The sequence below is a fragment of the Gelidimonas diazotrophica genome, assembly GCF_055694025.1.
This window is the reverse complement of the sequence record NZ_CM146349.1, coordinates 441,141-463,976: the sequence shown is the minus strand read 5'-3', so window position 1 is coordinate 463,976 and position 22,836 is coordinate 441,141. Positions and strand designations below refer to the sequence as shown.

21 protein-coding genes are annotated in these 22,836 nt (G+C 57.5%); 11 read left to right on the top strand and 10 right to left on the bottom strand.

Annotated elements, in window-relative coordinates; all coding sequences use genetic code 11:
• Nucleotides 1-21 precede the first annotated feature (21 nt).
• The 5 genes from KGFNPO_RS02245 to KGFNPO_RS02225 all read right to left on the bottom strand — a co-directional run bounded on the left by KGFNPO_RS02245 (nt 22) and on the right by KGFNPO_RS02225 (nt 5,690).
• The gene (locus KGFNPO_RS02245; protein WP_472632906.1) at nt 22-570 is read right to left on the bottom strand and encodes a hypothetical protein; all 549 of its coding nucleotides are present in this window, start codon (nt 568-570) and stop codon (nt 22-24) included.
• Nucleotides 567-1,772 (bottom strand): TolC family protein, encoded by a 1,206-nt coding sequence (locus KGFNPO_RS02240; RefSeq protein ID WP_472632905.1) that lies wholly within the window; start codon nt 1,770-1,772, stop codon nt 567-569. The genes KGFNPO_RS02245 and KGFNPO_RS02240 overlap by 4 nt, the downstream gene beginning before the upstream one ends.
• Before the next feature lie 381 nt (nt 1,773-2,153).
• Nucleotides 2,154-2,936 (bottom strand): SDR family oxidoreductase, encoded by a 783-nt coding sequence (locus KGFNPO_RS02235; RefSeq protein WP_472632904.1) that lies wholly within the window; start codon nt 2,934-2,936, stop codon nt 2,154-2,156.
• Nucleotides 2,937-2,944: 8 nt separating this feature from the next.
• Nucleotides 2,945-3,856 (bottom strand): DMT family transporter, encoded by a 912-nt coding sequence (locus KGFNPO_RS02230; RefSeq protein ID WP_472632903.1) that lies wholly within the window; start codon nt 3,854-3,856, stop codon nt 2,945-2,947.
• Nucleotides 3,857-4,172: 316 nt separating this feature from the next.
• A complete protein-coding gene (locus KGFNPO_RS02225) occupies nt 4,173-5,690 on the bottom strand; it encodes a helicase HerA-like C-terminal domain-containing protein (protein ID WP_472632902.1) in 1,518 nt (505 codons plus the stop codon).
• A gap of 102 nt (nt 5,691-5,792) precedes the next feature.
• Here KGFNPO_RS02225 and KGFNPO_RS02220 point away from each other — a divergent pair, with 102 nt between their 5' ends.
• The 11 genes from KGFNPO_RS02220 to KGFNPO_RS02170 all read left to right on the top strand — a co-directional run bounded on the left by KGFNPO_RS02220 (nt 5,793) and on the right by KGFNPO_RS02170 (nt 15,880).
• A complete protein-coding gene (locus KGFNPO_RS02220; protein ID WP_472632901.1) occupies nt 5,793-6,524 on the top strand; it encodes a YebC/PmpR family DNA-binding transcriptional regulator in 732 nt (243 codons plus the stop codon).
• Between the two features lie 113 nt (nt 6,525-6,637).
• Complete coding sequence (purD, locus tag KGFNPO_RS02215) at nt 6,638-7,912, top strand: phosphoribosylamine--glycine ligase (RefSeq protein WP_472632900.1); 1,275 nt, start codon at nt 6,638-6,640, stop codon at nt 7,910-7,912.
• A gap of 124 nt (nt 7,913-8,036) precedes the next feature.
• Nucleotides 8,037-8,945, top strand: a complete 909-nt coding sequence (hemF, locus tag KGFNPO_RS02210; protein WP_472632899.1) for an oxygen-dependent coproporphyrinogen oxidase — start codon at nt 8,037-8,039, stop codon at nt 8,943-8,945.
• The gene (locus KGFNPO_RS02205; RefSeq protein ID WP_472632898.1) at nt 8,945-9,625 is read left to right on the top strand and encodes a nicotinate-nucleotide adenylyltransferase; all 681 of its coding nucleotides are present in this window, start codon (nt 8,945-8,947) and stop codon (nt 9,623-9,625) included. Before hemF ends, KGFNPO_RS02205 begins: the two co-directional genes overlap by 1 nt.
• Complete coding sequence (gene rsfS, locus KGFNPO_RS02200; RefSeq protein ID WP_472632897.1) at nt 9,626-10,249, top strand: ribosome silencing factor; 624 nt, start codon at nt 9,626-9,628, stop codon at nt 10,247-10,249. It begins immediately after the preceding gene.
• A 25-nt stretch (nt 10,250-10,274) separates the two neighbouring features.
• A complete protein-coding gene (rlmH, locus tag KGFNPO_RS02195; protein WP_472632896.1) occupies nt 10,275-10,745 on the top strand; it encodes a 23S rRNA (pseudouridine(1915)-N(3))-methyltransferase RlmH in 471 nt (156 codons plus the stop codon).
• Nucleotides 10,746-10,752: 7 nt separating this feature from the next.
• A complete protein-coding gene (locus KGFNPO_RS02190; protein ID WP_472632895.1) occupies nt 10,753-11,376 on the top strand; it encodes a Maf family protein in 624 nt (207 codons plus the stop codon).
• A 6-nt stretch (nt 11,377-11,382) separates the two neighbouring features.
• Entirely contained in the window at nt 11,383-12,846 is a 1,464-nt protein-coding gene (gene rng, locus KGFNPO_RS02185; protein WP_472632894.1) for a ribonuclease G, read from the top strand.
• Nucleotides 12,847-12,937: 91 nt separating this feature from the next.
• Nucleotides 12,938-13,585 (top strand): Spy/CpxP family protein refolding chaperone, encoded by a 648-nt coding sequence (locus tag KGFNPO_RS02180; RefSeq protein ID WP_472632893.1) that lies wholly within the window; start codon nt 12,938-12,940, stop codon nt 13,583-13,585.
• Nucleotides 13,586-13,743: 158 nt separating this feature from the next.
• Nucleotides 13,744-14,451 (top strand): phosphatase PAP2 family protein, encoded by a 708-nt coding sequence (locus tag KGFNPO_RS02175; protein ID WP_472632892.1) that lies wholly within the window; start codon nt 13,744-13,746, stop codon nt 14,449-14,451.
• 262 nt (nt 14,452-14,713) lie between these two features.
• A complete protein-coding gene (locus KGFNPO_RS02170) occupies nt 14,714-15,880 on the top strand; it encodes an acyltransferase family protein (protein ID WP_472632891.1) in 1,167 nt (388 codons plus the stop codon).
• 335 nt (nt 15,881-16,215) lie between these two features.
• Here KGFNPO_RS02170 and speB read toward each other — a convergent pair whose 3' ends face one another.
• The 5 genes from speB to KGFNPO_RS02145 all read right to left on the bottom strand — a co-directional run bounded on the left by speB (nt 16,216) and on the right by KGFNPO_RS02145 (nt 22,814).
• On the bottom strand, nt 16,216-17,172 hold the full coding sequence (gene speB, locus KGFNPO_RS02165; RefSeq protein ID WP_472632890.1) for an agmatinase: 957 nt from the start codon (nt 17,170-17,172) through the stop codon (nt 16,216-16,218).
• Nucleotides 17,173-17,318: 146 nt separating this feature from the next.
• Nucleotides 17,319-18,770, bottom strand: a complete 1,452-nt coding sequence (locus tag KGFNPO_RS02160; RefSeq protein ID WP_472632889.1) for an aldehyde dehydrogenase family protein — start codon at nt 18,768-18,770, stop codon at nt 17,319-17,321.
• Nucleotides 18,767-20,392 carry a 5-guanidino-2-oxopentanoate decarboxylase gene (locus KGFNPO_RS02155; RefSeq protein ID WP_472632888.1) on the bottom strand — a complete coding sequence of 542 codons (1,626 nt, stop codon included), beginning with the start codon at nt 20,390-20,392 and terminating at the stop codon, nt 18,767-18,769. The genes KGFNPO_RS02160 and KGFNPO_RS02155 overlap by 4 nt, the downstream gene beginning before the upstream one ends.
• 97 nt (nt 20,393-20,489) lie before the next feature.
• On the bottom strand, nt 20,490-21,278 hold the full coding sequence (locus KGFNPO_RS02150) for an ABC transporter substrate-binding protein (protein ID WP_472632887.1): 789 nt from the start codon (nt 21,276-21,278) through the stop codon (nt 20,490-20,492).
• A 306-nt stretch (nt 21,279-21,584) separates the two neighbouring features.
• On the bottom strand, nt 21,585-22,814 hold the full coding sequence (locus tag KGFNPO_RS02145; RefSeq protein WP_472632886.1) for an ABC transporter ATP-binding protein: 1,230 nt from the start codon (nt 22,812-22,814) through the stop codon (nt 21,585-21,587).
• Nucleotides 22,815-22,836: the final 22 nt, after the last annotated feature.

The following is a 22,836-nucleotide window of genomic DNA, read 5'->3' as shown; positions in this document are numbered from 1 at the left end:
TCTGTTTCCTTGCTGCGGCGTTCAGGCGGATCGGCCCGGCCGGCGACGTTTGCGTAATAGCGCGAGGGTAACCAGCGCGGCCACGGCGGCCAGAGCGCCGCCAACCGACCACCACATCGATCCCGAACCTTGGGTGGGTACCCCCGCTTCGGACTTGGCTGCCTCAGCCACGACCAGCGTGGTCTCGATCAGGTCGGCATCCGCGCCGGCCTCTACGGTAAACAGCAGCGGGTAACTGCCCGGCTTGGCAAACTGTGGCGCGTTCACGCGGTAGCTGCCGTTGTCAAACGCTGATGCGACGGCTTTCCAGTTGCCGCTTTCGACCTCTACTTTCGCACCGGCCACCGGCGCATTGCTGGCGAAGCGATCGATAAAGACGGTGAGCTGGCCGTTGCCAGCTGTGGCTACCAGTTCAAATAACTCGGTCTGCGCCTCGGCCCGCGGCGCAGCGTTGGCCACGACGGCCGGCTTGGGGCCGTCGCCGTGGTCTTCATCACCGTGAGCGAGAACAAGGGCAGGTTTGAACAGTGTAAAAAGCAACAGCGTGAAAAGCAGGGGTTGGCGAGTCATGGCAGGATTCCCACAGTCTGGTTGTATCGGGAGACGGCACGGGCCGCCTCGGTGCGGGCACGAGCGGCTTGAAGACGGGCATCGGCGAGTTCGGTTTCGGCACGAATCAGCGTGGCCAGGTTGAGCTGACCGGCCTGAAATGATTTCTCCACCCAGGCGAAGCTTTGCTCGGCCAGTTGCAGGCGCTCTTGCTGCAGCGTTGCGGCTTCCCTGCTCTGATCGAGACCGGCCCGACTCGCCGCAACATCGGCGGCAAGCCGGCGCTGCGCGCTGTCGAGCGCGATCTGCGCGTCGGTCAGTTCGGTGCTGGCGGCGGTGATGCGCGGCTGATTGCGCGCCGATGAACCGAATGGAATCTTGATCGCAATCTTGGCCAGGTTCTGGTAAGACTCGCCGAAGCTGCCGCGCTCGCGGCTCAGCGTCAGCGCCAGTTCCGGATTGTTGCGAGTGTCGCCGCTGACCTGACCGAGCCGTGCCTGAGCGGCCGAGGCCTTGGCAACCAGACTCATCAATTGCGGGTGCTGCCCTGGCGCCATCTCGGTGGCTGGCAGCTCGTCCTGATCTGGCAAGGGTGCGCCGCGCGATAGCGCCTGAAATTGTCCTTGGGCACGGGCCAGCGCCGCCTGCGCACGCAAACGATCGCTCTTGGCCTGGCCAACGGCGCCGCGCGCCAGATTCAGGTCGAGTGGAGCCAAATCGCCCGCCTTGAGCCGGCGCGCGACGTCGGACTCAAGCCGGCTGGTTTCCTTGAGTTTGAGATCGGCTGCGTCTAGCTCGGACTGGGCCAGACGAGCGTCCCACCACGCTTCGCGCAGTTCGCCGGCGAGTTGCCAGCGCTCCTGCACCAGACCTTGCATACCGGCCTTGCGCTCGCCTTGCGCAACGGCGTTGGCGCGATCGCGCTGGCCCCACAGCCACAACGGCACGCCGACTTCGGCTTCCCACTCGCGCAAACCGTTGTTGCGGTCGATCTGGTCGTTGCGGCCGGACAGCGTCAGCGTCGGCGGTTCAGGCAGCCAGGCACGGGCGGCCATTTCTTGCGCGTCGAATTGCGCGGTGCGGGCAGACTGGGCTGGCAGATGTGCGGCCCAGGCTTGGTCGAGGGTTTCCTTGAACGTGGCGGCCGACAGCGGGCCGGATAAACCCAGCCAGAGTGCAGCGATAGCCAAAGGTCCCCGGTAGAACGGATAGGAGTAAGGCATGATGACCTCGACAAGGTGACAATGGCGCTGCGTCACAACGACGCAGCGCAGTAAATTCATATGGGAATAACACGGCCCTGCTGCAAAATGCAGAGCGGTCACAGAAGGTGCTAACTAGAGGGTGAATGTGGTGGGAAACAGTCGACAGCTTAATTACATAATTGGCGGTTTAACGAAACTGACAAAAATGTAATCTGAATGTAATTCTGTTGTGCGTGAAATCCGGCATCCGGCAAGCCGGCTCCACGCCCGCCATCACAACATGATGGGGTCAGTTCTAGTTGGTAAATGGGGGTTCTGACGCGCTAAACGGCTTGATCGGCCCGAACTCGACGGGCGTCTTCTTTAAACGAAACAGGATGCGCAAATGGAATTACATACTCAAAACGTGCCCGGATAAGCGCCGCCGTCCAGCAGGATATTTTGTCCGGTCAGATAACCGGCCTGCGCGCTGCAGATGAACGCGCAGAAGGCGCCGAATTCGGCCGGGGTGCCGAAACGGCGCGCCGGATTGCTTGCCATGCGCGCGGCGCGCACCGCAGCCAGACTGGTTGCGCCGGCCGTGGCGGCGGCGGTCATGGTCGATGCCAGCCGGTCGGTATCGAACGGCCCCGGCAACAGGTTATTGATGGTCACGTTCCGCGCCACAGTGGTACGCGCCAGGCCGGCGACGAAACCGGTCAGGCCGGAGCGTGCGCCATTCGACAAGCCGAGGATATCAATCGGCGCTTTTACCGCGCTGGAAGTAATGTTGACGATGCGGCCAAAACCGCGCGTCATCATGCCATCCACGGTGGCCTTGATCAGTTCGATCGGGGTCAGCATATTGGCGTCCAGCGCGGCGATCCAGTCATCCCGGCCCCAGTCGCGAAAATTGCCCATCGGCGGCCCGCCAGCATTGGTCACCAGAATATCCGGTGTCGGGCAAGCGGCCAGCGCCAAGGCGCGCCCGGTGGCAGTGGTGATGTCGCACGCCACCGTCTGCACCGTGACATCGGCGTTGGCTTGGCGGATCGCTTGCGCGGTGGCTTCCAGCACCTCCGCATGACGCGCAACGATGGTCACATGCACGCCTTCGGCCGCCAATGCTGCTGCGCAGCCGCGCCCCAGGCCCTTGCTGGCGCCGCATACCAACGCTTGCTTACCGCGAATGCCGAAATCCATTTTTCACCTCAGGTTTTTTTCATCGATAACACATACATGCCGCACAACACCAGCGCGGTGCCGGTCAGTTGAATCCCGGTCACCGGCTCGTCCAAAATAATTGCAGCCAGAAACAGCGTCGATACCGGCCCCACCATGCCGGCCAGCGACGTGGTTCCGGCACCGATGCGCGCCACCGCAATCATGGTCATGAATACCGGCAGCACGGTGCAAAACAGCGCATTCACAAGGGATAACGCATACACCGGCAGCGGTTGCAGCAGCATCGAGACCGGCCGCAACAGGAAGAATTGCCCGATACAGGCCACGCTGGAGACGCACATCGCATACGCCACCAGGCGCAATGTGCCAACGCGCTGCAGCAACTCGCCGCAAAAAATCAGGTACAGCGCATACGACACCGCGCTGCCGAGCACAAACGCGCCGCCCAACCAGACATTGTTGCCGCCAGTGCTGACGTCATGCATGAACACGAATACGGTCCCGGTGTATGACACCGCCAGCGCGCCCCACTCGAAGCGGGAAATACGCTTCTTGAAGATGAATACCGACAATAACAATACAAAACTTGGGGTTAAAAACAGAATCAGGCGTTCCAGACCGGCGCTGATGTGTTGCAAGCCGAGAAAATCGAGAAAGCTGGCCAGGTAGTAGCCGAGCGAACCCAGCACCACGATACGAACGCGATCGGCGTTCGACAAAGGTGCCGCCGACCAGCCCTGCCAGATGGCAACGCCAGCGAAAATCGGCACCGAAAACAACATCCGAAACGCCAGCAGGGTCATCGCATCGACCGGGTAGCGATAGATCAGCTTGGCGACGATCGCCTTGCCGGAAAAAAGAACCGCACCGGTAACCGCAATCGACAGGCCGATCAGGAATTCCTTGCGCGCAGTGTGTTGCAAAGAGAGAGAAGTCATGTTCGGATTGTTTTCAGAGTGCCACCGCGCCAACGTGGGAGCGCTGCCGCTGTGGGTTTAATTAAATACAACTTGCTCTCATTATGAATGTCCAGAATCAGCAGGTTGGATTAGCGATAGCGCAATCCGACATTTCCAGCCACAAATATCGGGTTACGCGATGAAACCACACACCCGGCCTATTTTGCTGCCTGGCTATTGTAAATTTAATTAAATACAGGGGGTATATTGAAAATAAATGGTATTCCCGCAATATTTTAGTGCGGCTTTAAAAATACATGCGACAGTATAAATATATTTCCGGGGCGCTGCTGGCCTAGCGCTTGAACAGGGAACCGAGAACGCCGCGGATGATTTGACGCCCAACCTGCGAGCCGATGCTGCGCGCAGCGGACTTCACCAAGGCTTCGACTGGCGATTCGCGGCGATTGGCGCTGCCGCCACCACCGTTGCCGAGCAAGCCGCCCAGTAAACCGCCGATGCCGCCAGTCGAGGTGTCCGGCGCAGCATCATTCGGCGCGTCGCGTCGCGGCGCTTCCGCAGCAATGACGCGTCCTTTGATGCTTTCATAAGCCGATGCGCGGTCGAGCGTTTTTTCATACACTCCGGCCACCACTGACGCCGCCATTGCAGCCTGGCGCTCGACGGCGCTGATCGGGCCGATTTGCGACGCTGGCGGCAGGATGAATGCGCGTTCGACCATGTTCGGCCGGCCCTTTTCGTCCAGAAACGATACCAGCGCTTCGCCCACGCCTAGCTCAGAAATGATTTGCGCGGTATCGAGCGCCGGATTCGGGCGGAAGGTATCGGCCGCCGCCTTCACCGCTTTCTGGTCGCGCGGGGTGTAAGCGCGCAGCGCATGTTGGACCCGGTTGCCGAGCTGGCCGAGCACGGTGTCGGGAATGTCGAGCGGGTTTTGCGTGACAAAAAATACGCCGACGCCTTTGGAACGAATCAGGCGCACCACTTGCTCGATTTTTTGCAGCAGCGGTTTGGGCGCTTCGTCGAACAGCAAATGCGCTTCGTCGAAGAAAAACACCAGCTTCGGCTTTTCCAGATCGCCGACTTCCGGCAGATTTTCAAACAGCTCCGACAACAGCCAGAGCAGGAAAATCGCATACAAACGCGGCGCATGCATCAATTTATCGGCGGCGAGAATATTCACGATGCCGCGGCCGTTGGCATCGGTTTGCAGCAAGTCGTCAATGTTCAGCATCGGTTCGCCGAAGAAGCGATCACCGCCCTGCTCTTCGATGGCAACCAAGCCGCGCTGGATGGCGCCGATGCTGGCCGCCGAAATATTGCCGTATTCAGTCTTGAAGCTGGCCGCTTTGTCGCCCACATCCTGCAGCATCGCCCGCAAATCCTTGGCGTCGAGCAGCAGCATGCCGTTATCGTCGGCGATCTTGAATACCAGTTGCAGCACGCCTTCCTGCGTTTCGTTCAGATTCAGCATGCGCGCCAGCAACAGCGGGCCGAGGTCGGAAATGGTGGCGCGCAGCGGATGGCCGGATGCGCCGAACAGGTCCCAGAACGTCACCGGACAGGCGGCCCAGGCAGGCTCTTCGATGCCGAGCATCTGCAGCCGTTGCTGCATCTTGTCGGAGTTGGCGCCGGCTTTTGCCAGACCGGACAAATCGCCCTTGACGTCCGCCATGAAGACCGGCACGCCGATGTCCGACAAGCCTTGCGCGATCACTTGCAAGGTCACCGTTTTGCCGGTGCCGGTAGCGCCGGTAATGCAGCCGTGCCGATTCACCAGGTTCGGCAGCAGGCCGATATCAAAAGCAGGTTTGCAATAAGTGTCTTTGGCAATCAGGAGTGGATTTGGCATGGTTTTTCACTCTTTTGAGAGGTGTTACACGGAATTTTTGAAGAAATCGATATGATAAAATGTGCGATTCATTATAGCGAACTCGCTTTAGAAAGATACGCCATGTCCGGACATAGTAAATGGGCCAATATCAAACACAAAAAGGCGGCCACTGACGCTAAACGCGGCAAGGTCTGGACCCGTCTGATCAAGGAAATCACGGTTGCTGCGCGCATGGGCGGCGGCGATATCGCCGCCAATCCGCGCCTGCGATTGGCGGTGGACAAAGCGGCCGACGCCAACATGCCGAAAGAAACCGTGGTGCGCGCAACGCAGCGCGGCGCCGGCAATCTGGAAGGCGCCAACTACGAAGAAATCCGCTACGAAGGCTACGGCATCAACGGCGCGGCCATCATCGTCGAATGCATGACCGACAACCGGGTGCGGACCGTGGCCGAAGTGCGCCATGCGTTTTTGAAATTCGGCGGCAATATGGGCGCCGAAGGTTCGGTTGCGTTCCTGTTCAAGCACTGCGGCCAGTTCCTGTTCGCGCCCGGCACCAATGAAGATGCGCTGATGGAAGCGGCGCTCGAAGCCGGTGCCGAAGACGTTATTACCGATGACGTGGGCGGCATTGACGTATTGTGCCCACCGTTCGATTTTTTGAGCGTCAAGGATGCACTGGAGAAAGCTGGCTTCAAGGCCGAAGTGGCTGAAATCGTCATGAAGCCCGCGACCGAAATCGAATTTACCGGTGAAGATGCGCTCAAGATGCAAAAATTGCTCGACGCGCTGGAAAACCTGGACGACGTGCAAGAGGTGTATACCAACGCGGTAATGGAAAACGAAGAATAGGCGACTACGCTGCATTTAATGCCCTCTCCCCCGGCCCCTCTCCCGCAGGCGGGAGAGGGGAGCGAAATGAGTCGCTACGCGACTTTCACGTTAACAATTTTTGGCGATTATTTATGAAAATCCTGGTAGTCGGCTCCGGTGGCCGCGAACATGCGTTGGCATGGAAACTGGCGCAATCCGAACGTGTGCAAGTGGTGTATGTTGCGCCCGGTAACGGCGGCACCGCGCTCGATGCACGGTTGCAGAACATTGCCCTGACCGACCCGCTGGCGTTGGCGGAATTCGTGCAAAAAGAACAAATCGAACTGACCGTGGTCGGCCCGGAAACCCCGCTGGCTGGCGGCATCGTGAATATTTTTCGCGACCTCGGGCTGAAAATCTTCGGCCCCACCAAGGAAGCCGCGCAACTCGAAAGCTCCAAGGATTTCGCCAAGGCATTCATGCAGCGCCACGCGATTCCGACCGCCGAATATCAAACCTTCACCGATGCCGATTCTGCGCACGATTATGTGGACCGCAAAGGTGCGCCGATCGTCGTCAAGGCCGATGGACTAGCCGCCGGCAAAGGCGTGGTAGTCGCCATGACCGCGCAAGAAGCGCACGCCGCCATCGACCTGATGCTGGCTGACAATGCCTTCGGTGCAGCCGGTGCGCGGGTCGTGATCGAGGAATTCCTGGTTGGCGAAGAAGCCAGTTTCATCGTCATGGTCGACGGCAAGGATATCTTGCCGCTGGCCAGCAGCCAGGATCACAAGCGCCTGAAAGAACACGATGAAGGTCCGAACACAGGCGGCATGGGCGCTTATTCGCCGGCACCGATCGTCACGCCCGCACTGCACGCGCGCGTGATGCGCGAAATCATCGATCCAACCGTACAAGGCATGGCCAGGGACGGTATCCCGTTTTCCGGCTTCCTGTATGCCGGTCTGATGATCGACGCGCAGGGCAATCCGAAAACACTGGAATTCAACTGCCGCATGGGCGATCCGGAAACCCAGCCGATTATGGCGCGCCTGAAAAGCGACCTGGCCGCGGTGATGGAACATGCCACCAACGGCACCCTCGGCACCGTGGAGCTGGTGTGGGATCGCCGCACTGCCCTGGGCGTGGTGCTGGCCGCTGCCAACTATCCTGACGCGCCGCGCGCAGGCGATGTAATCAGCGGCATCCCGGCTGAAACCGCCGAATGCGTCACCTTTCACGCCGGCACCGTGCAGCGGGATGGCAAGCTCGTTACCTCGGGCGGGCGCGTGCTGTGCGTGGTGGGTTTGGGCGATAGCGTCAAAATGGCGCAAAAACAAGCGTACGACGCAATCGGCAAAATCCATTTCGACGGTGCGCAATACCGCAACGACATCGGCTGGCGTGCCGTGCGTCACCCTGGCTGATTGCATATCAGGCGGCGCGGCGCGGCCCGATCCGGGCCGCGCTGTTTTGTATTCGTGCTATTTAACATTCCAATAAAGACACGGCAAGGTACAATCTGCCGATCTTTTTCTTTAGTCTCTGCCGATGTCAGTCCCCACCGCATCATCACGCGTCAAAACCTATTTGCTCGACCTGCAGTGCCGCATCGTCACGGCACTCGAAGCACTCGACGGCAAACCTTTTTTCACCGACGCGTGGCAACGCCCGGAAGGCGGTGGCGGCATCGCGCGCGTGCTTGAGGAAGGCTTGGTATTCGAACGCGGCGGCGTCAATTTCTCCCACGTAACCGGCAAAAATCTGCCGCCATCGGCCGCAGCATCGCGCCCGGAACTGGCCGGTCGCGACTGGGAGGCGATGGGAGTGTCGCTGGTATTGCATCCGCGCAACCCGTACGCGCCAACCGCGCACATGAACGTGCGCTTCTTTATTGCGACAGAAGCGGGCAAGGAAGACGTCTGGTGGTTCGGCGGCGGCATGGATCTGACGCCATATTACGGTTTTGAGGAAGACGCAATCCACTTTCACCAGACGTGCAAACAATCGCTGGCCGGCTATGGTGACAGCTTGCATGCAGAATTCAAAAAATGGTGCGACGATTATTTTTACCTGAAACATCGCCAGGAAGCGCGCGGCGTCGGCGGCATCTTTTTCGATGATTTCAACCGGCTCGACTTCGAGCAAAGCTTTGCCATGACGCAAAGTGTGGGGAACCATTTCATCGACGCCTACCTGCCGCTGGTGGCAAGGCGCAAGGATATGCAGTATGGCGAAACCGAACGCGACTTCCAGGCGTACCGGCGTGGCCGTTACGTCGAATTCAATCTGGTCTTCGACCGTGGTACCCTGTTCGGCCTGCAATCGGGCGGGCGCACTGAATCGATCCTGATGTCGCTGCCGCCGGTAGTCAAATGGCGCTACGACTGGAAGCCGCAAGCCGGCAGCGCCGAGGCCAGGCTGTATACCGATTTCCTGATCGCGCGAGAGTGGGTGTAATGCGGCCCCAGGCGGCGCGGCGCTGCGTTGTTGTCTTGGGCGGAAGTTTTGACCCTGTTCATCAAGGCCACATCGCACTGGCGGCGTGTTTTTCGCGCTTGCTGGCGCCGGAAGAGTTGCGTATCCTGCCAGCCGGCAATCCATGGCAAAAAACCCAGGGTTTAAAAGCCTCGGCGCAGGATCGGGTCGAAATGGCGAGACTCGCTTTTGCGGCAGCAGAGATGCCGGTCGTTATCGATGAACAGGAAATTCTTCGCACCAGTTCCAGCGGCGAATCCAGCTACACCCTCGATACACTGCGTTTGCTGCGTGCAGAACTGGGACCGGATACCTCGATTGCATTCCTGATGGGAGCTGATCAATTGCTAGGGCTACATACCTGGCGCGACTGGCAAAAACTGTTTGACTATGCCCATGTTTGCGTCGCATCCAGGCCGGGGTTTACGCTGAACATGGCAGATTTACCACCAGCGGTTACCACGGAATTTGGCAAACGTATCGGTACTCCGGAGCAAATTCGCAATACGGCGCATGGCTTGACCTGCCTGGCATCCGGCTTGGCAGTCGATATCTCCGCCAGCGAAATTCGACATGCGCTACAACACGGGAGCCAGCCCAGCGCGCTGATTCCCGCTGTAGTGCTAGACTATATTCAACAACATCATCTATATAAGAATTAAATGGAACTCAAAAAACTGCAAACTCTCGTCATTGACGCTCTGGAAGACGTTAAGGCACATGACATCAATGTCTTCGATACCGTACATTTAACCAGCCTGTTCGACCGCATCGTGATCGCCTCCGGCACCTCGAATCGCCAGACCAAGGCACTCGCCGCATCTGTGCGCGATAAAGTCAAGGCAGCCGGCGGCCAAGTCCTGAGCATGGAAGGGGAAGATACCGGCGAATGGGTGCTGGTCGACCTGGGCGATATCATCGTTCACATCATGCAGCCGACAATCCGCGCCTACTATCGACTAGAAGAAATCTGGGGCGACAAGGAAGTCAAATTCGGCGCCGCCAAACGCACTGCCAAGAAGGATGACGGCGCAGCAGAAGCGCCCAAGCGTGTCGTTTCCCGCCATCTGGCGGCATCGCAAACCACCGTTGAGGAAGTAGTAGCGCCCAAGAAACCCTCAAGCCGCAAGCCGTCCGTAAAAACCGGCGCAGAAAAAGCGCCGGCAAAAAAACGTGCCACCAAGCCGCCAGTCGGCAAAACGATCAAGGTTGCTGCCACAAAAAGCGCCACCAGCGCCAAGAAAGCACCTGCCAAACGCGCTTCCAGGGCCAAGGTAGCCAGCTAGCAACCGCCGGCCGCCGGTTACCCCCATGCAACTCATCATCGCGGCCGTCGGTCACAAGATGCCTGCGTGGATCGAAGCCGGTTTCAATGAATACAGCAAGCGCATGCCGCCGGAAATACGCATCCACCTGAAAGAAATCAAGCCGGTGGAGCGTTCCGGCAGCAAGACTGCCGAAACCGCGATGGCGCTGGAGCGCGGCAGGATCGAAGCGGCGCTTCCGAAAGGAGCGCGCATCATTGCACTCGACGAGCACGGCCGCGATCTGACTTCAGTACAACTATCGCAGCATTTGACGCAATGGCAACAGGATGGCCGTGATGTCGCTTTCGTCATCGGCGGCGCCGACGGCCTCGATGCGCAGTTCAAGGCGGGGGCCGAGATGCGGATTCGCATCTCCAGCCTGACCCTGCCGCACGGCATGGTGCGTGTGATACTGGCCGAACAACTGTACCGGGCATGGTCGATCACACAAAACCATCCCTACCATCGGGTCTGAACGCTCCATGAAACAGCCCGAACGGAAAATTTACCTGGCATCGAAAAGCCCCCGCAGGCGCGAGTTGCTGCGCCAGATCGGCATCGAATTTGAAATATTACAGTTGCGCGATCTCACCACACGCGGCCCGGAGGACGTAAGCGAAGCAGTCCACCCGGATGAATTACCGCAAGATTACGTGGCTAGGGTATGCAACGAAAAGGCATCGTTCGCCTGGCAAATGATGCGAAAGCGCCGGCTTCCCCCACGCCCGGTGCTGGCGGCCGACACCACGGTCGTGATCGATGGAAAAATTCTGGGCAAACCTGTCGGCACCGCCGAAGCGGTAGAAATGATGCGGCAGCTATCCGGACGTACGCATCAAGTGATGACCAGTATTGCGCTATACCACAATGAACAATCATGGCAGTTGACCCAGATATCCGAAGTGACGTTCGATGACTTGACCGAGCCAACGATTGCCCGCTACTGCGCCACCCATGAACCGTATGACAAGGCGGGAGGCTATGGAATCCAGGGCCTGGCCGCAGTGTTCATTCGCCATATCGCCGGCAGTTATTCCGGCATCATGGGACTGCCGCTTTTCGAAATTACACAACTATTACAAGAAGCCGGTATTCGGCCACTATGAGCCTCTATGAGCGAAAACATCCTCATCAACATCACGCCGCAGGAAACCCGGGTCGCCCTGATCCTGCAGGGCGCGGTCCAGGAACTGCATATCGAACGCACGCTGTCGCGCGGCCGGGTCGGCAATGTCTATTCGGGAAAAGTGGTGCGCGTACTGCCGGGCATGCAGTCGGCATTCATCGATATCGGCCTGGAGCGTGCAGCCTTCCTGCATGTTGCCGATATCTGGGAAGCGCGTCCGCACGACGGCGCTAACACCGCGCCGACCGCAATCGAAAAAATTCTGCATGATGGCCAAGCCTTGACGGTACAAGTCATCAAGGACCCGATCGGCACCAAGGGCGCCCGGCTGTCGACCCAGATTTCGATTGCAGGCCGCATGCTGGTATATCTGCCGCAAGATCCGCATATCGGCATCTCGCAGCGGATTGAAAACGAGGTGGAACGCGAGTTGTTGCGCAACCGGGTCCAGGGCTTGCTGCCGCCGGAAGAAAAAGGCGGCTGCATCGTGCGCACCATGGCCGAAGATGCGCCGGATGAAGATTTGCAGGCAGACATCGAATATCTGCGCAAAACGTGGAGCGCGATCACCGCTGTGTCGCGCACCAGGGCAGCCCCGCAATTGTTGTATCAAGACCTGAGTCTGGCGCAGCGCGTACTGCGCGACTTTGTGAATGACGAGACCGCCAACATCCAGATCGACTCGCGCGAGAACTTCACCCGGCTGCACGAGTTCGCCACCACCTATACGCCCAGCGTATTGGGCCGCATACAGCACTACACCGGGGAGCGCCCGCTGTTCGACCTGTATGGCGTCGAAGAAGAAATCGAACGGGCGCTGGGACGCCGTGTCAATCTGAAATCCGGCGGCTACCTGATCGTCGACCAGACCGAAGCGATGACCACGATAGACGTCAATACCGGCGGCTATGTCGGTGGACGCAACTTTGACGACACCATTTTCAAGACCAATCTGGAAGCGGCGCATGCGATCGCGCGCCAGTTGCGTTTGCGCAACCTGGGCGGCATCATCGTCCTCGACTTCATCGACATGGAAAACCTGGAGCATCGCAATTCCGTGATGGCAGAACTCAAGAAAACCCTGTCGCGCGACCGCACCAAGGTGTCGGTCAGCAGCTTTTCCGCCCTGGGCCTGGTGGAAATGACGCGCAAACGCACCCGCGAATCGCTGGCGCATATTCTGTGCGAATCCTGTCCAGCCTGCGGCGGCAAGGGTGAAGTCAAAACCGCACGCACCATTTGCTACGAAATACTGCGTGAATTATTGCGCGAAGCGAAACAATTCAACCCGCGCGAATTCCGCGTTCTGGCAGCGCAAATCGTGATCGACATGTTTCTGGAAGAGGAATCCCAGCACCTGGCGATGCTGGGCGATTTCATCGGCAAGCCGATTTCACTGCAGGTCGAAACCATCTATCAACAAGAGCAATACGACATTATCCTGATGTAACGGTCGCCGCACCGTGACAGCAATCGACGACAGTTGTAAAGAAATCCTTTGCTACTGACACCCGCAATCCGTTCTACCCTGCATTGCACAGATGCAGGCCCTTTGGGAAAGCGCCCGCGAATCCCGCCGTCAGAGTCCGCAGGCTCGTTTTGACTGGACCATCCAGCAATCTCTAGCAGTGCAGTTACAAGGCATTACAAATACCGAATTGACGCAACATCCTGGTCCAAGATACTGTGACGGATTGCGGCATATCGGGGAGAAATATGCGATGAAAACGTCGGCCAGGAGAGCAAGTTTGTTCGCAGGGTTTTACCTGGCAACAGCCGGGATTTATAGCGATGCGCAAGAAACGCAGACGGAAGCAACAGCGAGCAATAAACAACCGCACTATCGATGGAACGATCCGGTGTCGTCAACCCATCGGTACGTTGCTGAACTTAATAAAAATCTTGATCTGAAACCGGCGCAGCAAGGCGCATGGGAAACGTTTTTCGCTGCATTGATAATGCTAAAAAAAGAGGAAGCCCAGCTTGGAGAAAAAGCCCGGGCAGCAACACCAGCGGATTTTGAAAACATTACGACGCCAGAAAAAATAGCAAAAATGTCGGCCGTAATGCGCCTGAGTGCGGAGAGCCTGCGCAGGACGTCCCATATCGTCAAAGATTTTTATAATGTGCTCAGCGTAGAACAAAAGTCGATCTTTGACCTGTCATCGATTAAGGCCTGGAACACCTGATTGCAGTATTACCAATATTACGTATTGCAGGCAGAGGGTTTGTCCTGGGTACTTTTCCAACTAATAGCGCCGCCCTGTGGAGTTTGCGGGCAAAGCTCTGGCGCCGGAAGATTGCTGTATTGATTTAACAAATTGTTTAGAACAAGGATAGAGACAGAATGTGGAATAATTCTTTGAATCTCGCGGTGATCCATTGGCTGGGCCAGTACACATCAGTCTCAGCCCATTTCAATCAAGTGATTCAGTATATTGAAGCAGCACATTTACTTAAAGGGCTCCCGATCATGGGGTTGCTCTGGTACTTTTGGTTCAGGGATACGGATGCAAAATTAAACACCCGGCAACTTATTATTGCAACTCTCGTCGGATGCGTTGTCGCCGTATTCATCGCGCGACTAGTGAACAATATCGCGCCCTATCAGCCACGCCCCTTTGCAAACGCGGCACTGCCCTACCATGCGTACATTGGATTACCTCTGCCGGAAAGCCAATCCTTATTCGATTGGAACTCTTTCCCAAGCGATCACGCTGCCCTATTTTTCAGCCTCGCCTTGGGCATTTTTATGATTTCAAGAGTGGTTGGTTCCTTTGTTTTTCTCTACGTCCTGATCTTTATTGCCCTGCCAAGGGTTTATCTTGGGTTGCATTACCCTACGGATATATTCGCTGGCGCTTTTCTGGGAATGGGATGCGTATTAATCTGCACTCGAAAAAGCATAATGAATCTATATAACCAGCAGTGCATGCGGTTATTGAATAGGTATCCCGCGGCTTTTCAAACAGCCTTATTCATAATTAGCGCTGAAATAAGTATGATGTTTAATGATGTCCGACGGTTTCTCACATTAATAAAAACCTTCTTCTGACCAAGCAGAACATGCTCCAGTTTGTCAGCAAATATCTGACAAAAAACGCAGTGCTGAGCATGGTCTCGTTAAGGTGCAGTGACGCCTGAGCGCAGCATCTTTGTCAGTCACATCGCCGGCAGATCCATCGGTCGCCGCTTTAACCGCCATATTCTGATAATCCGGTGATGCGCGCCACCGATGCTATAGTTCGCCACTTGTTAATCAACATATCCTGTAGGTATAAGTCCTACGCGATAATCGCGTGCCTGCTCCCCAGACAATGAAAAAACAATACTTTGAGCAGCTGACCTGGCTGCGTGGAATCGCTGCTTTTTTTGTAATCGTTTCACACACAATGCGCAGCGCGGAAGTTGTCTATGGCCCAGGGGATGTGGGCAGCAGATTCCTGCCGATGAATCTGCTGGACCTGGGCTCCTTTGGCGTGTGCCTTTTCTTCGTGTTGAGTGGTTGTACGCTGTATCTTAGCAATGCTTCCCGCTTGAACAGCCTGGGCGACGTAGGACGCTTTTATGTAAAGCGAATCCTGCGAATTTGGCCTGCTTTCGCAGTGTCGTTGCTTGTGTACATTGTTTTCATCGAGGTATTTGCCGCTTTTTATACGGGAAATAAAGAGTACTGGATTGCGCATTTTCTAACGCCATACACAACAGCTGACGTGCTTCGATACCTGCTGCTGGCGTCTGACTATACCGGGCCAAAAAACATTTTCAATGCAGCCTATTGGTCGCTGCCGATAGAGTTCAGATACTACCTGTTGTTGCCAATTGTATTGATACTGATGCGGCGCAAGGTGGTTGGCATTGGCGCATCTTTATTCATCATCGGGCTGCTGTATTTCGTGCTGCATCATCCGGGGTTGATCGCGATGGATCGCTACGAGTTTTTTCAACTCGGATTCACGTTTTTTGGTGGCGTCATCATTGCCGCGCTATTTGACGAGGTGCGCTGGAGAATGCGATTCTCCCTGGGTTTTGTTTTGTTTCTAGGGTGTGTTGCGCTGGCTGCCGCTATCCGGCTTGACTATATTGCCTTGCCTCAAGAAATGTTCTTTTTTAGCGACAAGACAAACTGCTATGGTCTTATCGCTATAGTGGCCACGGCACTGGCGCTGTACGTTAAACCCATCGCAATCAAGTCGTGGATGACGGACCACCTTTATAAGTATGGCGTTATTTCATACAGCATCTATCTGTACCATTTGCTGTTTGCCGGCATTGCCGTTCTGCTGGTCATGCGCTTCCAAATCTATGGAAACTATCCCAAACTGTTATTTATATTTGCACTGATTTTTGTCGGAAGCTACTTCGCGGCGGTTATTTCGTATCGTTTTTTCGAGGCTCCATTCATTGCCTTGGGACGAAAATATGCCTATTCACGTCGAAAGGTATGCGCGTCCACCGAAACAAATGTGAGATCACTTTCTTAGCATTGATCAACGCACACCCCTGTTTATTGACCGCCTTCGGGCGGTTTTCCGGCGCGACAATTCGGCGGCATGATCCACGCAAGGCACGAAGAGGCTCTCCATCCGAATGAATTCGTAAAAAATAGGGAGTATTGCAATTTTCATGGCATTACCCGCAAACGTCTATTGGCGACATGAAATATACCCAAGCCTGTATTAAATATGCGTAGATGCCGCATTTCGCGTCGATAAAGGCTGCTGCGCGACATCAGCGGTAGGATGGGTGCAACCCATCGCATTAAGCGGTTGATCATGATGGGTTACACCCTACGCAGTGATAACAAAGCGGTTGATAATTAGCTGCGATATTCCACCTTCGGCAATACACACAGCATCTCGAACAGTAAATTGGCGCCGACCAGCGCGGTATTGCCGGACAGATCATAAGGCGGCGAAATTTCCACCAGATCGCCGCCAACGATATTCAGACCGCGACAGCCGCGGATGATTTCCAGTGCTTGCCAGATCGTCAGACCACCGATCTCCGGGGTCCCGGTGCCGGGCGCGAACGAAGGATCGAGGCCGTCGATATCGATGCTCAGATAGACCGGACCGGCACCCAGTTGCTGGCGGATTTCCGCCATCAGCGGCGCCAGCGATTTATACCAGCACTCCTCTGCCTGCACCACGCGGAAACCCTGGCTGCGCGGCCAGTCGAAATCTTCCGCGGTATAGCCGGTGCCGCGCAGGCCGATCTGCGCCACCCGCTTGCCATCGAGCAAGCCCTCTTCCACCGCACGCCGGAATGGCGTGCCATGCGCAATTTTTTCGCCGAACATATCGTCATTGATATCGGCATGCGCATCGATATGCACCATGCCGACCGGGCCGTATTTCTTGTGTATCGCGCGCAGGATCGGCAATGCAATGGTGTGATCGCCGCCCAGCGTCAGCGGCGTGCAGTCATGCCGCAAGATTTCGTCGTAGGCGTCGGTGATGATGTCGATGCTCTTTTGCGCATTGAAGGTATTGATCGCGACATCGCCGATATCGGCAATCTGCATCGAGTCGAACGGCGCGGCGCGGGTCGCCATGTTATACGGACGCAGCAAGCACGACTCGGCGCGAATCGCGCGCGGGCCGAAACGCGCACCGGCCCGGTTCGAGGTGCCGATATCGAACGGCACACCGACAAAACAGGCGTCCAGACCCTGCGCGGAAGCGGCGCTGGGCAGACGCATCATGGTTGCTGGTCCGGCAAAACGCGGCATTTGATTGCCACCGAGCGGTTGATTGAGAATGCGTTCCGACATGGTTGTTCTCCTGATGATTTGTGTAAGTAACAGGCAAGGCGAAAATGCCACGCCAACGAATGAAAGCGCCGTGACCGCCCTCTCCCCCAACCCCTCTCCCGCTTGCGGGAGAGGGGAGCAGAGTGAGTCGCTACGCGACTTTCACCTTAAATAAGCGCTGTAACAACGTGTTTGATTTCCTGAAATGCTGCCATGCCCCACGGTCCCAGTTCGCGCCCGATGCTGCTTTTTTTCATGCCGCCCCAGGAGGTTTGCGGGAAAATCACTTGCGGCGCATTGACCCACACCACGCCAGCCTCCAGCGCAGCCGAGACGCGGGCTGCACGCTCGGTGCTGGCGGTCACGACAGTCGCCACCAGTCCAAATTCGCTGTCATTGGCCAGCGCGACGGCTTCCTGTTCGCTGGAAAAACTGCGCACGCATAACACCGGGCCGAAAATTTCCTCGCGCCAGATCGCACTGTCCAGTGGCGCCTGATTGAAAATCGTCGGCGCCACGAAGAAGCCGCGCTGGCATCCTTCTGCACGGCCGCCGCCGGTGAGCAATTGCGCGCCATCGGCAATACCGCGCTCGATGTAAGACAACACCCGCTGATACTGCGCCCGATTGACCAGCGGCCCCATCTGGGTGCCTGCGGCGAACGGGTCACCCACCACCAGTTCCTCGCAGGCCTGTTTCAGGCGTGCCAGCAGTTCAGCGGCCAGCGATTGCGCCACCAGCAGGCGCGATGTTGCCGAACACATCTGGCCGGCATTGAAAAAGATGCCGCCCATCACCAGCGACAGCGCCAACTCCAAATCGGCATCGTCAAATACCAGGATCGCCGACTTGCCGCCGAGCTCCAGGCTGACGCCTTTGATATCTGCGGCCGCCATCTTCATCACCATGCTGCCGACCGCATTGCTGCCGGTAAACGATATTTTCGACAGCAACGGATGCGCCACCAGCGGCGCGCCCACCGCCTGGCCGGTGCCGGTTATCACATTCAGCACTCCGGCCGGCAGGCCGGTGGCGGCGATGATGGCGGCCAGCGCCAATTCCGGCAAAGGCGTGACTTCGGACGGTTTCAAGACCACCGTGCAGCCGGCTGCCAGCGCCGGCGCCAGCTTCCAGGCGGTGGTCACCATCGGAAAATTCCATGGCACGATCAAGCCAACCACACCGCAGGGTTCGCGCCGCAGGCTGGCGCTAAAATCGGCGCTGGGGATTGCCACCGGCGCATTCTGCTGCGCATCCAGTTGCTCGGCCAATTGCGCATAGTAGGCAAAGGTGGCGACCACATCGCCGACGTCGATGTGCGACTCGGTCAGCGGCTTGCCATTGTTTTGCGACTGCAGGCGTGCCAGAAAGTCTTTTTGCTGCTCGACTCCGTGCGCAATCGCGCGCAGATAAACGGCGCGTTGACTGCCGCTGGTATGCCGCCAGGTTTTGAAGGCGCGGGCCGCAGCGCGTACCGCCAGATCGACATCAGCAGCGCCGGCAGCCGCGACTTGCGCCAGCTGTTCTTCGGTGCATGGATTAATCACCGGCAGCATCTGACCCGAAGCCGCATCCTGCCAGCAACCATCGATATACAGCTGGCTGGGTACAGCTTTCATAACCCACCCTCCTCTGCGATCCAGCTCTGTTCGTCAATTTCGAGCACGGTGGGTACGCTGCGGCGGGCTGCGCGCGGCAATTCTTCCAGCAACGCATTCACGCTGCGAATCCGCTCGCCGATGCAGCCGAAACCGCGCGCCAGGGTCATGAAGTCAGGCGTATAAATATCGACCCCGACCGGCGTGATATCGCGCTCAGTCATGTAGCGTTTGATCTCGCCGTAACCGGCGTTATTCCATAGCAAAACAATAATCGGCACCTGCGCTTCGACCGCGCTCGCCAGTTCCGGCAAGGTGAACTGCAAGCCGCCATCGCCGATCAGGCAAACGACAGCGCGCTTGCCGGCACCCAGTTTGGCGCCGATGGCGGCCGGCAAGCCATAACCCAGGGTGCCGTAGCCGGTCGAGGAGTTGAACCAGGAACGCGGCGCGGTGGCGTCATACACCAGATTGCCGGCATACACCGGCTGGGTGGAATCGCCGGCAATGATCACATCCGGCAACGCTTGCCTGACCGCTTCCAGCAATCGCTTCTGGGCCCGGGTCGGCGCATCGTAGCCGGCCGCAACCGCACTGCGCACTTGCACGGCGCGTTGCGCGCCCCAGTTTGGCGTCGCCGGTTCATAGGGTGTACGGATGACGGCGGCCAGCAACGCAGATGCAGCCTGCCCGGCGTCGGCCACCATCGTGATCGACGCACGGTAATTACGCGTCAGCTGTTGGGCATCGATATCGATACGGATCAGTTCGCCGGGAATCGTGAAGCCGCCGTCGAACACGGTGTCGTAATCGGTTTCGCCCAGTTCGGTGCCGATCGCCAGCACCACATCGGCTTCCCGCACCAGTTCCCGGGTTGCCGCGGTGGATTGGCTGGAACCGATCAGCAGCGGATGGTCCGCCGCAATGATGCCCTTGGCATTGATGGTCAGCGCGATCGGTGCCTGCAAGTGCTCGGCCAGCCGCTGCAATGCCGGCCCGGCATCAACCGCGCCGCCACCGGCCAGAATCAGCGGCCGTCTGGCGTGCAACAAGCGCGCCGCCGCTGCTGCAATCGCGCTATCACAGGCAACCGGCCGCAACGGCGACACCGCGCGCGCCAGCAGCAGATGGTCGGCCGGCGCAGTAATCACATCCAGCGGAATTTCGATATGCACCGGGCGCGGGCGGGCCGACTCGAACACCGCGAACGCCTGTGCCAGGATTTGCGGCAATGCATCCGGCGTCATCAGGGTGTGTGAAAAGGCAGTGAAGCCGGCGGTCAGATTGCGTTGCGAAGGCAATTCATGCAAATGACCATTGCCACGGCCCATCTGGTGGCGCGCATTGACGCTGGAGATCACCAGCATCGGGATCGAATCCGCATACGCTTGCGCCATCGCGGTGGCGATATTGGTCATCCCCGGCCCGGTGATGATGAAGCACACGCCGGGCTGCCCGGTGACGCGCGCATAGCCATCGGCCATGAAGCCGGCGCCCTGCTCATGGCGCGGCGTGATATGGCGCAGCGACGATGCGGCCAGACCACGATACAGTTCGACCGTGTGCACGCCGGGTATCCCGAATACCAGCTTGACGCCGTAGTTCTCCAACAATGTAACCAGTACTTCGCCGCAGGTAACCATTACTTGACGTGCCCTTCTTTGTAAAATTTTGCTGAACTATTTATGCACACCCGACTTTCGGGCTGCCGGCATCGGGTGTGCGACATGCCGCTTGATGTTATTTATCGCCAGAAAGATTGAACGGGAAGTATTTGTCGTTGATCTTCTTGAAAGAACCGTTCTTTTTCACTGCGGCCAAACCTTTATTGAACATTTCCCGCAGGTCTTTATCCTGCTTGCGCACGGCAACCGCAACGCCTTCGCCGAGTTTCTTGTTGTCCTGGCCGGTATAGGTTGGCCCGACAAACTCGAACTGTTTGTTATTCCCATCCTTGCTCAGGAAGCCATCGTTGATCTGTACGATGAAGCCGAAGTGCAGGTCGGCACGGCCGTTGATCAATTCCAGATAAGGCTCGTTGGCGGTGGCATAGCGCCTGATGGTTGCGACATCGCCGAATTGTTCGGTGGCGAAATTGTCTTGCGGCGTACTGTTTTGCACCGCAATCGTTTTACCCTTCAAACCTTCCTTGCTGATCTGGATGTTGGCGCCTTTTTTGGCGACGAAACGATTTTGCATCCGGTAATACGTGTCGGAGAAATCGATGGCTTTTCTGCGTTCTTCGGTGATGTTCATCGAGGTCATCAAGGCATCGTATTTCTTTGCCATCAGACCGGGAATCAAGCCATCCCAGCCGGCATTGATGATTTTGCACTTGACCTTCATTTCAACGCATACCGCGTTGGCCAGATCGACCTCGAAACCAATCAGCTGCCCATCCGGCGTCACCGATTCAAACGGCGGGTAAGTTGCATCCATCGCAATCGTGACTTCTTTCCACTCTTTTGCCTGCGCCAGCGGCGTCGCCAGAGTGCCGGCCAAAACCAATAAAGTAATGATATTTTTCATGATGTCTCCTTCTAGTTTTAAACAGCGATTTGAATCATGTCACGCAGCCATTTTTCCACTTTCCCGCTGGCGCTGACAGCGATCATTTCTCATGTAAAGCATGCGTTTCATGCATAGCGAAAGGAAATGCCGCACATAAAAATCCGGCAACTCCATTGCGCTGCAATCCCTCTATTTTAAAAATAGGGAGTATGCATAAAAATACTGATATTTACGCATATAAACAGTGCGTATTAAATATATACGTATATGTGTATGCATATGTGTATGTTCCATACACAATATTAGAATTGGCAGCCTGATGCATCAGGCTGCCAATACGCAGCACGCATGTTCCGGGATATTGACCGCCACCAGATTACCCACCGTCAGGCTCAAGCCCTGGCGGTGGGTGCTCAACGCGGTCAGCAAGATGCCACCGCAATCGACCGTGGTTTCAATCGTGGCGCCGATATCGCGCACAAAAGTCACCGTGCCATGCAGGTGGTTGCCGTTGCCGTCCAGCTCGGCTGCGGTTTCACACTCCTTCGGATGGACCAGAATCTGGATCACGCCGGCCGACTGGCGCTGCGTGGTCAAGGCCAACAGCACGCTGCCGGCGTTATCGGCGGTGGTCTCGATCGTGGTGCCGTTGTCGCGCACAAACGTGACCGGCGCGCGATCGCCGTCAGGCTGGGAGGCGTGCGACAGTTCGAGTTCTTCCGGGCGCACCAGGATCTTCACCGCAGCGCCAACGTGGACCCGGTCCGGCACCGGCACCCTGATCGCCGCCCCGCTCCGCAAGCCGACCCGGCCGCCGCCCAGCGCAGTGGCCGGGAAGATATTGCTCATGCCGATGAAATCAGCCACGAATTCGTTGGCCGGATTACGGTAAATCTCGATCGGCGTGCCGACCTGCTGCACCTTGTTGTGGCCCATTACCACCACGATGTCGGCCATCGTCATTGCTTCGCGCTGGTCATGCGTGACCATGATGGTGGTGATGCCCAGGCGTTGCTGCAGTTGGCGAATTTCGACTTGCATCGATTCGCGCAGCTTGGCGTCCAGCGCCGACAGCGGCTCGTCCAGCAACAGCAGTTTGGGATCGGCCGCGATGGCGCGGGCAATCGCCACCCGCTGGCGCTGGCCGCCGGACAATTGCGCGACCGGCCGCTTGGCCAAATCCTGCAGTTGAATCAACTGCAGCAACTCAGCGACGCGGCGTTGCTGCGCATCCTTGTCGACGCCGCGCAAGCGCAGCGGATAGGCGATGTTTTCGCCGACCGTCATGTGCGGGAACAATGCCAGCGACTGAAACACCATGCCAAAGTTGCGCTGGTAAGCCGGCACCCCGCTGATATCCTGACCGTCGAGACGGATGTAACCGGCGCTCAGGGTTTCCAGGCCGGCAATCAGCCGCAGCAAGGTGGTCTTGCCGCAGCCGGATGGCCCGAGAAAGCACACCAGCTTGCCTTGCGGCAGGTTCAGGTTAACGCCTTGCACCGCGCAGGTGGCGCCAAAACGCTTTTCCACGTTTTCCAGAATTAATCCGCTCATACTCGTCTCCGAATGTGTTGTT

What these genes read in the sequence shown, in the direction of transcription:
- KGFNPO_RS02150 (WP_472632887.1), bottom strand. Translation starts at nt 21,278, where the DNA reads ATGAAAAATATCATTACTTTATTGGTTTTGGCCGGCACTCTGGCGACG.
- KGFNPO_RS02160 (WP_472632889.1), bottom strand. Translation starts at nt 18,770, where the DNA reads ATGAAAGCTGTACCCAGCCAGCTGTATATCGATGGTTGCTGGCAGGAT.
- hemF (WP_472632899.1), top strand. Translation starts at nt 8,037, where the DNA reads ATGTCAGTCCCCACCGCATCATCACGCGTCAAAACCTATTTGCTCGAC.
- KGFNPO_RS02240 (WP_472632905.1), bottom strand. Translation starts at nt 1,772, where the DNA reads ATGCCTTACTCCTATCCGTTCTACCGGGGACCTTTGGCTATCGCTGCA.
- purD (WP_472632900.1), top strand. Translation starts at nt 6,638, where the DNA reads ATGAAAATCCTGGTAGTCGGCTCCGGTGGCCGCGAACATGCGTTGGCA.
- KGFNPO_RS02145 (WP_472632886.1), bottom strand. Translation starts at nt 22,814, where the DNA reads ATGAGCGGATTAATTCTGGAAAACGTGGAAAAGCGTTTTGGCGCCACC.
- KGFNPO_RS02220 (WP_472632901.1), top strand. Translation starts at nt 5,793, where the DNA reads ATGTCCGGACATAGTAAATGGGCCAATATCAAACACAAAAAGGCGGCC.
- KGFNPO_RS02180 (WP_472632893.1), top strand. Translation starts at nt 12,938, where the DNA reads ATGCAGGCCCTTTGGGAAAGCGCCCGCGAATCCCGCCGTCAGAGTCCG.
- rlmH (WP_472632896.1), top strand. Translation starts at nt 10,275, where the DNA reads ATGCAACTCATCATCGCGGCCGTCGGTCACAAGATGCCTGCGTGGATC.
- KGFNPO_RS02175 (WP_472632892.1), top strand. Translation starts at nt 13,744, where the DNA reads ATGTGGAATAATTCTTTGAATCTCGCGGTGATCCATTGGCTGGGCCAG.
- KGFNPO_RS02205 (WP_472632898.1), top strand. Translation starts at nt 8,945, where the DNA reads ATGCGGCCCCAGGCGGCGCGGCGCTGCGTTGTTGTCTTGGGCGGAAGT.
- KGFNPO_RS02230 (WP_472632903.1), bottom strand. Translation starts at nt 3,856, where the DNA reads ATGACTTCTCTCTCTTTGCAACACACTGCGCGCAAGGAATTCCTGATC.
- KGFNPO_RS02170 (WP_472632891.1), top strand. Translation starts at nt 14,714, where the DNA reads ATGAAAAAACAATACTTTGAGCAGCTGACCTGGCTGCGTGGAATCGCT.
- KGFNPO_RS02225 (WP_472632902.1), bottom strand. Translation starts at nt 5,690, where the DNA reads ATGCCAAATCCACTCCTGATTGCCAAAGACACTTATTGCAAACCTGCT.
- rsfS (WP_472632897.1), top strand. Translation starts at nt 9,626, where the DNA reads ATGGAACTCAAAAAACTGCAAACTCTCGTCATTGACGCTCTGGAAGAC.
- KGFNPO_RS02245 (WP_472632906.1), bottom strand. Translation starts at nt 570, where the DNA reads ATGACTCGCCAACCCCTGCTTTTCACGCTGTTGCTTTTTACACTGTTC.
- KGFNPO_RS02235 (WP_472632904.1), bottom strand. Translation starts at nt 2,936, where the DNA reads ATGGATTTCGGCATTCGCGGTAAGCAAGCGTTGGTATGCGGCGCCAGC.
- KGFNPO_RS02190 (WP_472632895.1), top strand. Translation starts at nt 10,753, where the DNA reads ATGAAACAGCCCGAACGGAAAATTTACCTGGCATCGAAAAGCCCCCGC.
- KGFNPO_RS02155 (WP_472632888.1), bottom strand. Translation starts at nt 20,392, where the DNA reads ATGGTTACCTGCGGCGAAGTACTGGTTACATTGTTGGAGAACTACGGC.
- speB (WP_472632890.1), bottom strand. Translation starts at nt 17,172, where the DNA reads ATGTCGGAACGCATTCTCAATCAACCGCTCGGTGGCAATCAAATGCCG.
- rng (WP_472632894.1), top strand. Translation starts at nt 11,383, where the DNA reads ATGAGCGAAAACATCCTCATCAACATCACGCCGCAGGAAACCCGGGTC.